12 protein-coding genes and 1 riboswitch are annotated in these 14,844 nt (G+C 36.8%); of the genes, 3 read left to right on the top strand and 9 right to left on the bottom strand.

Annotated features, from left to right (window positions below; all coding sequences use genetic code 11):
* Nucleotides 1-253: 253 nt before the first annotated feature.
* A complete protein-coding gene (locus tag QH639_RS21300) occupies nucleotides 254-2,149 on the bottom strand; it encodes a PrkA family serine protein kinase (RefSeq protein WP_066038234.1) in 1,896 nt (631 codons plus the stop codon).
* Nucleotides 2,150-2,361: 212 nt separating this feature from the next.
* On the opposite strand from QH639_RS21300, the gene QH639_RS21305 reads away from it, so the two are divergent.
* Together QH639_RS21305 and QH639_RS21310 are read left to right on the top strand one after the other, a co-directional pair.
* A complete protein-coding gene (locus QH639_RS21305) occupies nucleotides 2,362-3,357 on the top strand; it encodes a M23 family metallopeptidase (RefSeq protein ID WP_131521971.1) in 996 nt (331 codons plus the stop codon).
* Between the two features lie 262 nt (nucleotides 3,358-3,619).
* Complete coding sequence (locus tag QH639_RS21310) at nucleotides 3,620-5,314, top strand: methyl-accepting chemotaxis protein (RefSeq protein WP_131521972.1); 1,695 nt, start codon at nucleotides 3,620-3,622, stop codon at nucleotides 5,312-5,314.
* 56 nt (nucleotides 5,315-5,370) lie between these two features.
* On the opposite strand, the gene QH639_RS21315 is transcribed toward QH639_RS21310, so the two are convergent.
* The 6 genes from QH639_RS21315 to QH639_RS21340 form a co-directional block, all read right to left on the bottom strand.
* Nucleotides 5,371-6,045 carry a hypothetical protein gene (locus QH639_RS21315; protein ID WP_131521973.1) on the bottom strand — a complete coding sequence of 225 codons (675 nt, stop codon included), beginning with the start codon at nucleotides 6,043-6,045 and terminating at the stop codon, nucleotides 5,371-5,373.
* A gap of 137 nt (nucleotides 6,046-6,182) precedes the next feature.
* On the bottom strand, nucleotides 6,183-7,673 hold the full coding sequence (locus QH639_RS21320; protein WP_131521974.1) for a sodium:solute symporter family protein: 1,491 nt from the start codon (nucleotides 7,671-7,673) through the stop codon (nucleotides 6,183-6,185).
* Nucleotides 7,674-7,694: 21 nt separating this feature from the next.
* Nucleotides 7,695-8,447 carry an SDR family NAD(P)-dependent oxidoreductase gene (locus QH639_RS21325; protein WP_259420321.1) on the bottom strand — a complete coding sequence of 251 codons (753 nt, stop codon included), beginning with the start codon at nucleotides 8,445-8,447 and terminating at the stop codon, nucleotides 7,695-7,697.
* Nucleotides 8,437-10,188, bottom strand: coding sequence for a methyl-accepting chemotaxis protein (locus QH639_RS21330; RefSeq protein WP_259420320.1), 1,752 nt, complete (start codon nucleotides 10,186-10,188; stop codon nucleotides 8,437-8,439). Before QH639_RS21330 ends, QH639_RS21325 begins: the two co-directional genes overlap by 11 nt.
* A 107-nt stretch (nucleotides 10,189-10,295) precedes the next feature.
* A riboswitch (cyclic di-GMP riboswitch) is annotated at nucleotides 10,296-10,381 on the bottom strand.
* A gap of 211 nt (nucleotides 10,382-10,592) precedes the next feature.
* Complete coding sequence (locus QH639_RS21335) at nucleotides 10,593-10,787, bottom strand: hypothetical protein (protein ID WP_004225659.1); 195 nt, start codon at nucleotides 10,785-10,787, stop codon at nucleotides 10,593-10,595.
* A 141-nt stretch (nucleotides 10,788-10,928) separates the two neighbouring features.
* On the bottom strand, nucleotides 10,929-11,423 hold the full coding sequence (locus tag QH639_RS21340) for a YehS family protein (RefSeq protein ID WP_281115231.1): 495 nt from the start codon (nucleotides 11,421-11,423) through the stop codon (nucleotides 10,929-10,931).
* Nucleotides 11,424-11,608: 185 nt separating this feature from the next.
* On the opposite strand from QH639_RS21340, the gene QH639_RS21345 reads away from it, so the two are divergent.
* Nucleotides 11,609-11,812, top strand: coding sequence for an alpha/beta-type small acid-soluble spore protein (locus QH639_RS21345; RefSeq protein WP_004225662.1), 204 nt, complete (start codon nucleotides 11,609-11,611; stop codon nucleotides 11,810-11,812).
* Between the two features lie 70 nt (nucleotides 11,813-11,882).
* On the opposite strand, the gene QH639_RS21350 is transcribed toward QH639_RS21345, so the two are convergent.
* Both QH639_RS21350 and QH639_RS21355 read right to left on the bottom strand, forming a co-directional pair.
* Entirely contained in the window at nucleotides 11,883-13,079 is a 1,197-nt protein-coding gene (locus QH639_RS21350; protein WP_131521977.1) for an MFS transporter, read from the bottom strand.
* A 303-nt stretch (nucleotides 13,080-13,382) separates the two neighbouring features.
* Complete coding sequence (locus QH639_RS21355; RefSeq protein ID WP_281115232.1) at nucleotides 13,383-14,720, bottom strand: trypsin-like peptidase domain-containing protein; 1,338 nt, start codon at nucleotides 14,718-14,720, stop codon at nucleotides 13,383-13,385.
* Nucleotides 14,721-14,844: the final 124 nt, after the last annotated feature.

Below are 14,844 nucleotides of genomic sequence, written 5' to 3' on the forward strand. Positions count from 1 at the left end.
CCCATCTATCAAATTCGCTTTTTCTATACTATGCTTGAGAGCCAAATTTTTGAACTTTTTTCATAAAATCAATTGTAAATCTATCAATCACGCCTCAATGCGTCCAGATTTTTTCCGATTATGCTCGAAAGTTTCTCTTCAAAGTCTCGGACATCCTCTGGGGCTTTTTGTTGATAAATCTCTCCTCCTGATAATAAAAGGAGTGCCCTAAAAATGGGACACTCCTATCTGACTTGGAACAATGAACATCAAGTTATCGATTGAGCAAACTTCCTACATACTGTAACAACTCATTTGCTGATGTTGTATTATAGCCATGTTCATCAACAAGCCTTGCCACAACCTCATTAATCTTCTTCAGCTGCGATTCATCTGGCATCTTAGAAGAAGTAGTAATTTTCACGACATCTTTCAAATCTGCAAATAATTTCTTCTGAATGGCTTCTCGCAATCTTTCATGAGAATTGTAATCAAAACGTTTACCTTTTCGTGCATAGGCTGAAATTCGAATGAGAATCTCTTCACGGAATGCCTTTTTAGCATTTTCTGAAATGCCAATTTGCTCCTCAATCGAGCGCATTAATTTTTCATCTGGGTTCATTTCTTCCCCAGTAAGTGGATCATAAATTTTATTTTTATTACAAAATGCCTCTACATTATCGAGGTAGTTGTTCATCAATGTTTTTGCCGATTCCTCATAGGAGTACACAAAAGCCTTTTGTACTTCGTTTTTAGCAATTTCATCATATTCTCTACGAGCAACCGCAATATAATTCATGTATTTTTCACGATCCTCTTGAGAAATAGATGCATGCTGATCTAGCCCATCCTTCAATGCTCGTAAAACGTCTAAGGCATTTATAGATGGTATCTCTTTGCGGATAATAGCGGAAGAAATACGGTTAATAATATAGCGTGGATCAATACCGTTCATGCCTTCATTCGGGAACTCTTTCTTCAGCTCCTCTAAGTCAACGGAATTAAATCCCTCCACATTTTCTCCGTCGTACAAGCGCATTTTTTTAATTAGATCCACACCTTGTTTTTTCGGAACTTCCAATCGAGTAAGAACCGAAAAGATTGCTGCGGCCTTTAAAGCATGCGGTGCAATATGGACATGGGACATATCGCTCTCTTTTATCATCTTTTCATAAATATGCTCTTCCTGACTAACTTTGAGGTTGTAGGGAATTGGCATAACGATAATTCGAGAATGTAATGCCTCATTCTTTTTGTTCGAAATAAATGAACGATACTCTGTTTCATTTGTATGGGCAACGATTAACTCATCTGCACTAATTAAAGCAAATCTTCCTGCTTTGAAATTTCCTTCCTGTGTTAGCGATAATAAATTCCATAAGAATTTTTCATCTAGTTTTAGCATCTCCTGGAATTCCATCATTCCTCTATTGGCCTTATTCAGCTCCCCATCAAAGCGGTAAGCACGAGGATCCGACTCTGAGCCAAATTCACCTATTGTAGAAAAATCAATACTTCCTGTTAAATCTGCAATATCCTGTGATTTAGGGTCTGATGGAGTAAATGTCCCAATGCCCACACGTTTATCTTCTGAAAAAGTAATACGTTCAATCATTACATTTTCAATGCGTCCATCGTATTCCTTTTCAAGACGCATTGTATTTAAAGGCGATAAACTTCCTTCAATTCTAATCCCATATTCCTCAAAGAACTCATTACGCAAATGATGTGGAATTAAATGGAGCGGATCTTCATGCATTGGACATCCCTTAATTGCGTAAACTGCACCTTCATCTGTTCGCGAATATTGCTCTAAGCCGCGTTTTAGTAAGGTAACGATAGTTGATTTACCACCACTAACTGGTCCCATTAATAATAAAATACGTTTTCTAACATCTAACCTGCGTGCTGCTGGATGGAAATATTCCTCCACCAGTCTTTCAATTGCTGTTTCAAGCCCAAAAATTTCTTGTCCGAAAAATTTGTACATTTTTTGCCCATCGCGTTCCTCTACACCAGAACTTTTTATCATATTGTAGACGCGTGAATGGGCTGTTTGAGCAACTTCAGGTCTTTCCCTAATGATGTTTAAATAATCTGCAAATGTCCCTTCCCACTTCAGCCTGTTTTCTTCTTCGCGATAGTTTTTCACTTTATCTAAAATGTTAATAGCCTTCCCTCCATTCAGGGCTTGATTTATAACATAGTATGAAGTTAATGGCATGATGATACCATTACTTTTTCTTTGATGAAGTTTCTTCTTATTATTTCTATTTTTTTTTGCAAAAAAATAGCGGAGATATCAACTGTTTTCATACATAGAACCTTACTGAATGAAGATAAAAATTTCGGTTATTCTAACGTTAGAAAGGAGGTCTATCATTGCATCGCCATTTTATATTTCTTTTCACGTGTTTATTTTTAGTGATTATGCTGTACCCTTCCGTCTCTTTTGCAAAGGAGGATCTTACAGAAGAAGAAATTTTACAGCAGCGTATGTCCTATTATGTACAATTCGATGAATTACTCATTCCATGGCATTTTTTAGCTGCTATCGATCAATATGAAAGAAACCTACAATCAGTTCGTAAAGACATCCCTAAACGAGAGGGCTATTTGGCTATTCAATTTTCTGATGAATACTGGTCAGGCGCATTAAATCCTGTAAAGGAAGACACTTCTCCTGAGACAATTAGCTATTTCGGAGGAATGGGCCTTGACGGTAATCATGATGGAATCGCTAGTCCAAAGGATGATGAGGATGTCATTTTTTCGATGGCTAGTTATTTAGGGAAATTCGGAACAACAGATGAGGATTTTAAATTAGCATTATGGGAATATTACGGAAGCGAAGAAGCAGTCAATCAAATATTTACCATCTCCACATTGTACAGACATTTTAAAACTATAGAACTTGATGCACATACCTTCCCGCTAAATATCCGCTCTGATTACAGTTACAGGGGCACTTGGGGCGCCAATCGTGGTTGGGGTGGACGCCGTATTCATGAGGGAACTGATATTTTTGCCAGCTATGGAACGCCTGTATTATCTACCTCTTATGGAATAGTGGAGGTTAAAGGATGGAATCAATTTGGTGGCTGGCGTATTGGTATTCGGGACAATCATAATTCCTACCACTATTATGCCCACCTTGGTAGCTATCATAAGGAAATTGAAGTAGGTACAATTGTAAAACCTGGTACTGTTCTTGGCTATGTTGGAAGCTCTGGATATGGAAAAGAAGGTACATCTGGCAAATTCCCTCCACATCTTCATTATGGTATTTATAAATTTAATGGAAGAACCGAATGGGCTTTTGACCCTTATCCTTCCCTTCTACAGTGGGAGCGCAAGGCGAAAAGTCAAAAACAATAGAGAATCCTTTACTTATGGCACTTGAAGCATGTTGCTTCAGGTGCATTTTCTTTCTACATAGGAAATTCTACATAAATATATAAATCAGTCGTTAGACATCTATATATATTTAACTATTAATAAAAGGAAAATAATTATATCATTGTACTAAGAAACTATTTTTAAATATTTCTACCGAAAGGCTTATTAATACGCATAATTAGTTATAAAATAATACTTGTGTTGAAAAAATTTCTCAATGAGATAGTAAAGGGATGGGAAAATGAAAGGCATTATCAAGTTTAAAACACTTAAAACTCGAATTTTAAGTGCATTTATTCTTTTGTTAGTTTTAGTAGTTAGCTTTACAACCTACACTTACAATTCCAATACAAATATGGAAAAACAAGCAAAAGATTTAGTGAAAGAAGATTTAGTTGTTTTAGATGCAAGTAAAAATTTAGCACTCTCTATGAGTGTCCGCCTATCTGCAGCGTTAAATTATGTGTTGACAGGTGACGAAAAATACAAAGAATCATTTAATGAGTATCGCAAAATGGCTGAGGAAAATAACGCTATTCTAGACAAATATGAAAAATCAGATGAACGCGATCAACTTGTAGCAATTGCCCGAGATTGGAGTACCCTTGTCAATACAGAGGTATTTGATATCTACCAAAAGGGCAATAAAGAATTAGCTTTAGAAAATTTAATGGATACACATGAACTCGTAACGAAAGTGCGATATGGTTACGAAAAACTGGCAGATGAACGCGCTAAAGCCATTACAGATGTCGGTAACGATGTCGTATCAACTAGCTCTGAGAATCGAACAATTGGTATCGCCTTTAGCTTGATTCTAACTATAGCGGGTATTCTTATTGCTATTATCACAGCAAGTACCATTTCTAAACCTGTTACAGTCGTAGCCGACCGAATGAAAGAATTAGCAGATGGAAATTTACAACTAGAGCCTCTACCTGTAAAAACACGAGATGAAATTGGAACGTTAATGGTAGCAGCCAATGACATGAACGAAAAATTAAAACAAACGATCCAGTCTATCTACACGGTTTCTGAAACAGTAGCAGCTAGTAGTGAAGAACTTGCTCAATCATCGAATGAGGTACAAGCAGGTACTGAGCAAATTACAGTAACCATGCAAGAGCTTGCATCGGGTACAGAAACACAAGCTTCTACCACAGGTGATTTGGCAGAAACAATGACAGCATTTAAGCGTAGCATTCATGAAACTACACAGGAGGGCATTGAATTAAGCGAACATTCTAGTCATGTTCAACAATTAACGGTTTCAGGGAAAAGTTTAATGGTTCAATCTACCAAACAAATGGCTACAATAAATGAAATTGTATTAGACTCTGTGAAAAAGGTGGAAAATTTAAATGAACAGTCTGCTGAAATATCCAAGCTTGTGTCCGTTATCGATGATATTTCAAACCAAACAAATTTACTTGCCTTAAATGCAGCCATCGAAGCAGCACGAGCAGGTGAGCATGGCAAGGGCTTTGCTGTTGTGGCAGATGAAGTCCGAAAGCTTGCTGAGCAAGTACAGTTCTCTGTCACGGATATTGCAACAATTGTCCAGCGTATTCAAGGTGAAACTGGCACTGTAACATCTGCCCTTCAGACTGGCTATGAGGAAGTAAAAAGAGGAACCACTCAGCTCGATGAAACAAATAAAACATTTGAAAAAATTTCTGATGCTGTTGGGGATATGATTGATAATATTTCAACGATTTCAACGAATTTAAATCAGCTGGCTCAAAATTCGGAAACCATTAATGCTTCTATTGATGATATGGCCTCCATTTCACAGGAATCCGCAGCTGGCGTTGAGCAAACAACAGCAACTGTTGAGGAAACCGCCGCTACAATGGATGAAATCGCTAGAAGTGCAAATCAGCTTGCTGGAATGGCCGAAGAATTAAATACACAGCTACAGCAATTTAAAATTTAATCATCTAAACAACAATGGCTATCTCAAATTTTTCTATTTTGAGATAGCCTTCTCTCTTATTGCCAATGACTTATTGGCACTCGTTCCAGTTCATGACGTTTAATAATAACACTTATCTTTTGAAACCATTTCTCACAAAGCTCTATGGCTTCTTTATAGTCATCCTCCTCTTTTGATATGGGATCTTCACTATTATCCATGAACATATATTCTTGAATAGGCTCTGATAAATGATCTACAACTAACTTTAGCGATAGCTGTGAAATTGTATCTTCTTCTACCTCCTCTTCTTCTATTTCATCTGCTTCAGCAAGTAAGGAACCACTCATTAGATGATTCTTTGTTCGAACCGTAAATACTTCATCTTCCATGATGGCCACCTCATATATTCTGTTAAATGGAACCTCTATAATTTTTAGTTCTTCGTCTAAAGCTTCTCTTCGGGCGAAAATAAGCATGTTTGTCTGTTCATTTAACAGTAAAGCATTTAAAGCATCATGGGAAACTGTACATTGTGTATGAGGAATAGCCATTATCTCCTCCTCACTAGCTTCCGTCATGGCTGTCAAAGTTTGTATGGCCATATAACGCTCTTTTAAATAACGGATACTCCCTAGACCGACTAAAGCGAGCCCAATTAAAAAAAATAGTTGCTTAATAATGACTAATTCAATAGCATTTGCTAGATAAAGATAGACAATCCCTAATAAAATGAAGAAAATATTTTTCATTCAATTCCCGCCTTTATCAAGATAATCACTAGAAAAATTCAGATGATGTACTAGCAATAGTATTCTTGATTCTATCTTTTCATTCTAATAAAAAACACGAATTCATTGAACTTTACAATGAATCCGTGCTTTTGCTTTTAACGACCAATTAGCTCTTCTTTACTACTTACGTCATCTAATGTTTTATCTTTTTCTATTTTATGCATCTCAAGAACATGCTCAGATGGCGGCACGAGTAAGCTCACCACGACAATTGTGATACCAGTTATAACAACACCCGAAAATACAGGAGCCTGCCATAATTCATTTAATAGGCCTATGAAGCCTTCTGATTGGATTGTCAGACTAGGTACGAATGTTAGTGATGTCACAATATAATAAACTAAGCCAACGGAAATACTTGCCCAAACTGCGGGTGTACTGACACGTTTCCAAAATGGTCCTAAAACGATTGGCCAGAATATTGTTACGAATATAATATCCCAAGCTAAATAAGCTAAATCAATTACTTTTTGGAAGCTTACAGCTAGCACTAAACCTAATAAAGCACTAGCTAGAATAATAGATCGTGAAAATCTTAATAGCTTCTTAGGATCAGGATTACGATTAATAAAATCTAAATAAATATTCTTTGTCACAATCCCTGAAGTCGCTACATAACATGCAGCTACTGTAGACATCCCCATGGCTGCCATAGCTGTTAAGAAAATAGCTGCTAATATAGGCGGAAAATAACCTTGTGCAAAGGTAAGCATCAATGTTTCTGGGTTTGTGCTCTCAGGATAAATAGACTTAAAGGCTTCCCCTAGCATCCCTGGAATCCAGCTAATTGCAATGACAATAATACCAGCAATAATCATACTTCGTTGTGCCACTCGCGGACTTTTCGCAGCAGCTACCCGCTGCCCAAGGTCAACTGCTGGGATATCTCCAAGTGCTAGTACAAGATACAAAGTCCAAAATTCTGCTCCTGCCTTCTCAAATAATGTACTGATATTCCACCACTCAGGATTAAATGTAACGTCTGGATAGTAAAACAAAATAAAAATGGTGATACCCAAAATGCCTGCCACTGCAAGCGCACCTTGTACGATTTCAGTATAGGCAACTGCCCATAAACCACCAATAACTGAATAAATAGCCGTTAGCGATACAAATAGAAGCGCCGCAGGTATAAAATCAATTTGCAACAATTGCTGAATAATATAAGTTCCACCAACTGTTAATGCCGCTGCATTAAAAACACCAAAAGCAATTGCCATAACAACCCCTGTATAGGCTCCTAGCTTTTTACTGCCATAGCGTAAACCGTAGTAATCTGCTAATGTCCAGCCCTTTAAACGTCGTAATGGCTTGGTCCAAATGAGTGCGCCAAGAATCATACAAGTCCCTAAACCACCCATTGTTGCCGAACCTTCAAAGCCACCACTTGTATAGCCAGAGCCTACCGCTGCAAAAAAGAAGGGAGCAGCTAATAAAGCAGCGACTAAACTACCCGTTACAACGGATAAAGGCATGCTCCAGCCAGCAACAATTAAATCCTCGGCTGTGTTGACACGCTTATAGCCTTTATAGCCAATGTAATAGATAAATAATAAGTATAAGCAAAAGATAATAATATTTAACATTATTTACTCCTTCGTTTTCCATTAACCGTTCATTACGACCCCACCATTTGGCGTTAATATTTGACCTGTATAGAAGTCAGCATGATTAGAGGCTAAAAATAATACACTTTTCGCAATCTCCTCTGGTTGCGCTAAACGTTTTAATGGATATTTTGCGGATTCTTCCTCCACATAGTTATCGCCAAACTCTCGTAGAATGTCCGTAAATGTTCCACTAGGAGCAACTGCATTGACAAGTATAGAAGGTGCTAATTCTCTTGCTAAAGCCTTTGTAAATGCATTAATAGCACCCTTCGCAGCTGAATAATGTGTGAATTCTTCACAACCCAAGCTACCAATATCAGATGAAATATTGATGATTTTCCCTGTATTACGTTCCTTCATTCTTTTAGCTGCTTCACGGCAATTATAGAAACAGCCATATAAATGAACTTTAATCATGCGGTCCCACTGCTCATCCGTTAAATCTGTCATACTGGAACCCTGTGCAAATCCAGCGTTATTTACAAGAATATCAAGATCCCCGAGATGCTCGTCCATAAATTGATGCATCGCTTGTACTTCTTGTGAGTTAGCAACATCTGCGTGGAATATTAAAGCTTTCACACCCCACTTTTCTGCTTCTGCACGTACAGCTTCTGCCTCTTGCTCATCCCCAATATAATTAATTAAAATATTGGCTCCATGTTGCGCAAAGCCTAATGCAATTGCTTTACCAATTCCTTTACTAGAGCCTGTAATTAAAACATTTTTTCCTGTAAAATTAATGTCCATTATGATCATTCTCCAATTTGAATTTTGCCACAAGACCTTGCAGCTCTTCTGCAGTTTTGCCCAATGATGAAGAGGCATCCTTTACTTCCTGCATGGTAGATAATTGCTCTTGTGTAGATTTCGATACATTTGAAGAGAATTCTGCTGACTGCTCTGCAGATTGTTTAATATTATTAACAGATGCCGCCACTTCCTCTGAGGATGCAGAAATTTGTTGTGAGGCTGCTGAAATTTCACGTATTTGGCTAGCTACTTCTTCTGATGAAGTAAGAATTTCTTTAAAGATTTCGCCTACTTCATTGGTAAATGCCATCCCTACCTTAACATCCTCTTTGCCTTTCTCCATAACCGTGATAGAAGCATTTGAATCAGACTGAATAGAACTAATTAAATTATAAATTTCTGTTGCTGATTGAGAGGATTGTTCTGCTAAGCGTCTCACCTCATCCGCAACAACGGCAAAGCCTTTTCCATGTTCACCTGCTCGTGCCGCTTCGATGGCAGCATTTAATGCTAATAGATTTGTTTGATCGGCAATAGCAGTAATTAAGCTAACAATTTCACTTATTTTTTTCGTATTAACATGTAGACCATTAATGGTTGTCCCTATTTGTTCAACAGAATCATTAATTAACTCCATTTGAGCAATAACTTGTTGTACAACTTCATTGCCTCGTTCAGAAGCCTGTGATGCTGAAATAGAAGATTCCGCAGCTACATTTGCAGAATCAGCAATTTGCTGAATACCTGTTGCCGTTTCTTCCATAGCAGCAGCTGTTTCCTCTGTCATGGTCATCGAGGCCTCAGCATTTTGTGTAATTTGATTCATGTCTAGTGCAATATTTGTTGAGCTGTTATAAGTTTCACCAGCATGTACCGTTAATTGATTGGCTGCTGAAGAAACGTGATTGGATGTATTGCGTATGTTTAAAATAATATGTTGCAAATTAGCCACCATTGTACGAATGGATTCAGATAATTTACCAATCTCATCCTTCGATGTCTCTAAATCAACATCTATTAATTCACCATTTGCCACTTGATTGGCAACGTTCACTACTTTTTTCAGTGGCTTTAATAGTCGATCTATAATTATGTAAACTAAAACTAATAAAATTAAAATGCCGATAATGGCAATGACAATTTGCTTAATCACACTTGTTTTAATAATCGTATTGATATAATCAGCGGAGTAATCAATCCCTAATAGGGCAATCAGTTGGCCATTATCATCTTTAATAGGACTAAAAACCGTTCTCCAAGAACCAAAAGGATCCTCGAAAATATCAGTTACCTCTGTACTATTATTTTCAATAGCTAATTTTGCTGTTTCTACATGTTCATCCGCTAAATCAGTAAAAATTTCACCAGCTTCATAGACTTCATTTAGATTAGAGGTATAACCAATTGGATTGACGCCACCCTCATCCTTGACATCCCAAATATAACTCCAGCTCATAATACCTTGCTGTTCCTGAATCATATCAAGTTGCTTTTGGATCTTTGTAAACTTTGCGTTTGTTTCCCCTTTTTCGGACAGCAAATCTTTTACTTCATCACTGTCTAAGTTCATAGCTGTTAATAAACCAACACTTTTTAATTCTTGCTTCAAATCCACATTCATCCGATTATTCAATTCACTAATACTTTGCGTCGTAATAATAGCGATAAGCAGTAATACAACGATAGAGACTGTTAGTAAAAGCTTATTTTTTAATGATGTGTTTTTTAACAACGTCATTTCCCCTTTTCCTCCTTTGAACTTTACTTGCAAAAAAAAATGCCTATTTCAAAAGAAATAGGCATAAAAGAACAAAAACTAGAATGAAGATGATACAACTAGCACTCTTTTGCAACCCAGCCGTCATAGCATTTATTGCCTTAGACCTGTAGCTTTGCGTCTCTACTTTTCAGTAAATTTGCCTATATTTCCCTACCAAAATTAACACAGTAGGTAAAAGTAGTCAATGCTCTCTACTTAAAACATACATATTTTATACTAGCTGTTCCTTCATTAATAATTATATAAATTACTTAATTATGAAGGTTTTATTCATCTATGGGACAAAATAAAAACAGCTACAACCTCAATTAGCGTTGTAGCCGTCAACTTTCAATTCACTTACCCCTAAGTGTTTGAATAAATTATACGTTTTGTGTGACAAGTAATACGGATGGTATGAAGGATAACGCAAACATAGCGATATACCATACGGAAGTACGACGTAATGAAAAGCGCACTTTTTTTCGTTCTGCATAAAAAATATCTAACATAACTGCAACAATAAAAGGCATTGTAATACATGCAATAGCTACTAATAAGATGTCAAAATAAATCATACAAGCACCCCTTTGTTTGTGAACATTTTTCATCTTTTTTGTGAACATTTTGTGATAAATTCATTGTACACAATTTCGTCACAAATTGTCAACGAGTTTTAAAGAAAAAAATGGCACTTTATGATTGATATCCATTGTGCATTATGCTCTATATTTATATGTTAGGCCCCTTAAAAAATTTCGTACGAATGAATCGCCACACTCTTTATAATTACGATGACTTGGATTTCTTAAAATAGCACCTAATTCACCTTTTGTGACTTTAATACCGCCGTCATATAAAATCTCAAGCATCTCCTCGGTTGTTAAAGCTAAAGCAATTTTCACTTTCTTTAGTAGCATATTATTTGGGCTTTCTTTACCTGACACAGGTAACGGTCCAACCGCCTGTCCTTCCCTTGGTTTCTGAGGCCCGCGTTTAAAAGTAATTAATCCATTTAAAAATGCCTCTAACATTTTATTATTACATTTGATGTATTCCTTTGGCGCTTCTTCCTCATCATTAATCTTAATCAGCATATTTAATACTTCTTCCTTTGTATAATCCATGCCACCAAGTTTAAAAATTTCTACCATATCTACATTTTTTATATCGAACGCATAGCGTAAACGAATTAAGATATCATTATTTGTCATTATATGTTCCTCCTTTAATTAACCTTATATAGTAAAGAGCCAGGCTTAATTATAACAGAGAGTTTGCTGATTATTGCTAGCTTTCCACAAGTTGTTGTTGTTAGCAAATAGCGTGTGCATTTCCTACTTTTTAAATGTATGAAAAATTTCATCGCAACCATTCTAAGGTCAAGGAGGTGAGAACAATGGCTAACAATAACCGCAGTTCAAATAAACTTCTAGTACCTGGAGTACATGAGGCTGTCAATCAAATGAAATATGAAATTGCACAAGAGTTTGGCGTTCAGCTTGGACCAGAAGCATCTTCTCGTGCAAATGGTTCCGTTGGAGGAGAGATTACAAAACGCCTGGTTGAAATCGCTGAAAAACGTTCAAAAGGTTTATTATAATTAAATACTAATAAGAAAAGAACGAATCCCATTTACATAATTGGAATTCGTTCTTTCGTGCTCTATAAAATTATGCTGTTTGCAATTCCTTCCCTGAGCTCTTAAGCGTTAGCATAACGATAAAGGAAATACAATACAGTGCTGCTAAGTAAATCATCACGACAGTCATATCGTAGCTTTGTAAAATAAAGCCGACAAAGATTGGTGAAAACCCACCTATAGCTCGTCCAAAGTTAAAAATGGTGTTTGTTGCTGTACTGCGAATTTGTACTGGATAAAAGCTACTAATTAATGCACCATACCCTGCAAACATTCCATTAGAGAAGAATCCTACAACCGCACCGCCTACTAATATCGCTACTGCACCTGTTGCAAACGAGTAAAGGAATACAGCACATGCAGAGGCTACTAAAAAGATCCCGAACGTTCGCTTTGCACCAAAACGATCCATAAATCTGCCAAACGTTAGCATTCCAATGATCATGCCTACTGCGGTACTAATGGTCCACAATGCTGAGCTTGAAACCGATAAACCTTGCGATTTCTGTAACATCGAAGGTAGCCAAATCATTAGACCATTATAGCCTGCAATTTGAACAGTAGCCATTAGAATTAGGGAGAGTGTTGTCATGGTGATACGAGGTGAAGCAAATAATTGTGCTAATTTCCCGTTCTCTTCCTTATTATTTTGTTGTTTCTGCGCTGCTAACCATTCTGGTGATTCATCAATATTTTTACGTACGATAAAGGCAAAAATAACTGGTAGTAATCCTACAAAGAATAATGCACGCCACCCTAAAGTTGGTAAAATAATAGCACTTAATAAAGCGGCTAAAATGACTCCATATTGTGCACCTACACTGACATAAGAGGATGCTCTGCCTTGTTTATTCTTTGGCCAAGCCTCCGCCACAAGCGCCATCCCAATACCATATTCTCCGCCAGCACCTAAACCAGCGATAAATCTATAAACATAAACTTGTTCAATACTTGTTGCTACTCCTGTTAAGGCCGTTCCGATGGCAAACAAAATAATCGTATACGTAAATACTTTTACTCGACCATATTTATCTGCTAACACACCGAAAACAATACCACCCAGTAGCATCCCAATATTCGTGATGGATGAAATCAATCCACCTGTTGCAAGATCAATATTAAATTCTGCAATAATCATTGTCATAGCAAAGGAAATAAACATAATATCCATTCCTTCTAACGTTAGCCCTGCCACTGAAGCGACCACGGTTTTTTTACGATAATCCATTCTTGTTAGCCTCCAATTTTCTAGTTGTCGATCTCTTTTAGTGAATGGATTATAACTGTCTTGTCCATTCTCTTTTGAAGCCTCACAGGACTTCCTTTAAAAGAGGAGTATGGAACAATAATAAAAGCCCTTCCGTCACAGAGGACAAAAGGGCATGACAAAGCAAAGATATTAGCTTAAAAATATCACATAGCCCTTTTCAGCCTCTCTGGACCGTATTAAAGGATTTATATATCGTTCATTTATACCGTTCTACATTCTATAAGATTAAGAAAGAAAAAGCAATGGTCGAATAGTGGAAATTCAACTCGGTAATTCTATAAAGTTTTGAGCAAACTGATAAATTAAATTGGCAGGTACAGCCAAATTAAGGTTTTGACCATCATCGAAGCCTGCTGTAATCAGACCTACCAAGCGCCCATGCATATCCAATAAAGCACCCCCCGAACTGCCATTTGATATAGCGGCTGTAAATTGAATCATAGACATTTGCCGTATATCACGAAAACCAGAAACAATTCCATCAGAAATCGAATTAAACAATCCTAACGGACTGCCAATCGCCACAATTTTTTGCCCTCGAACTAATTGTCCATCCATTTTAACAGGTAAAGGGTGGCTTCTTCTGTCTACCTTCAAAATAGCCAAATCATGCATATCATGATATTTCACAAATTGATGAGTAATATACTCATTGGTATCATTTTCATAGAGCACAGAATAATATTTTCCACCACCCACAACATGCAAGTTTGTTAAAATATATCCATCTTGGTGGAGAATGACACCAGAGCCATAGCATAAAACCTTGTCATCTTCCCCGAAGGTCTTTATCATCACAACAGATGTGGCTAAGGAGGCTAATTGCTCATAGCTCCACTCCTCTGTCGCATTCGTTTTTTGAGCAGGAATGTTCAATTGTCTTGAAGTACTTTTAATAGGCAATGTTATTTCTTTTTCATAGAAATGACGACACATATGTAAGGTAGATGACGCTTCTATTATAGGGTACAAATTGGCAATATCTCCTTTGGGATTCATGTAACAAATATCGCACCCCAGTGACGATAAGAAATATAAAAATAGTAATTCATGCTGCGTAATGTCGCCTATAAAAACAATTTTTGGGGACGTTGGATTTTCCTCAGAAAAAATTTGTGGTAAATAATAATCCATCCAATACAAAAATTTAACGGCAAAATTTTTTAACAACGTTTCATTAGGATAAGGCTGATTTTCTTTAAATAGTTGAATCATCTGTGTAAAGCTTAGCTTTTTTGTCCATTCAAGTTGATCACTCGCTAATTTACTACACAAAGAAAGCTTATACAGTAATTGCTTGTTTTCAGCAGCAGTCTGCCACCTTCTCCAACTTTCCGTCAATCTATCTACATCTTCCTTATTACGAATGACCTCAAGCTTCTGCAGCCGTAAATAAAAAATGCTTTGCTTGGAGAAATACTCCTCCATTTTTAGAATCTCATCTTTATAAAAATCTACAGAATCAGGTATACCGATATATCGTAGAAAAACAACTTCCTTCGTAAGAGAATGTTTGTGGTGATGAATTTGCATAAACTCCTGAAAAGTATTTGCTGATTTATTGTATTTAATTTTTAACGGTCTAGTTGTCACAATCATCTTCATACAACTCCTATAAGCTCTTCATTACATATAATGGTACTTATATACAATTCTCTGATGTTTCTCTAAATCCTCTATTGATGCAAACAAAAAAGCCCGACTCTATAAAGAATTGGACGTA

It is taken from the genome of Lysinibacillus sp. 1 U-2021 (assembly GCF_029916965.1).
Lineage (GTDB): Bacteria > Bacillota > Bacilli > Bacillales_A > Planococcaceae > Lysinibacillus > Lysinibacillus capsici.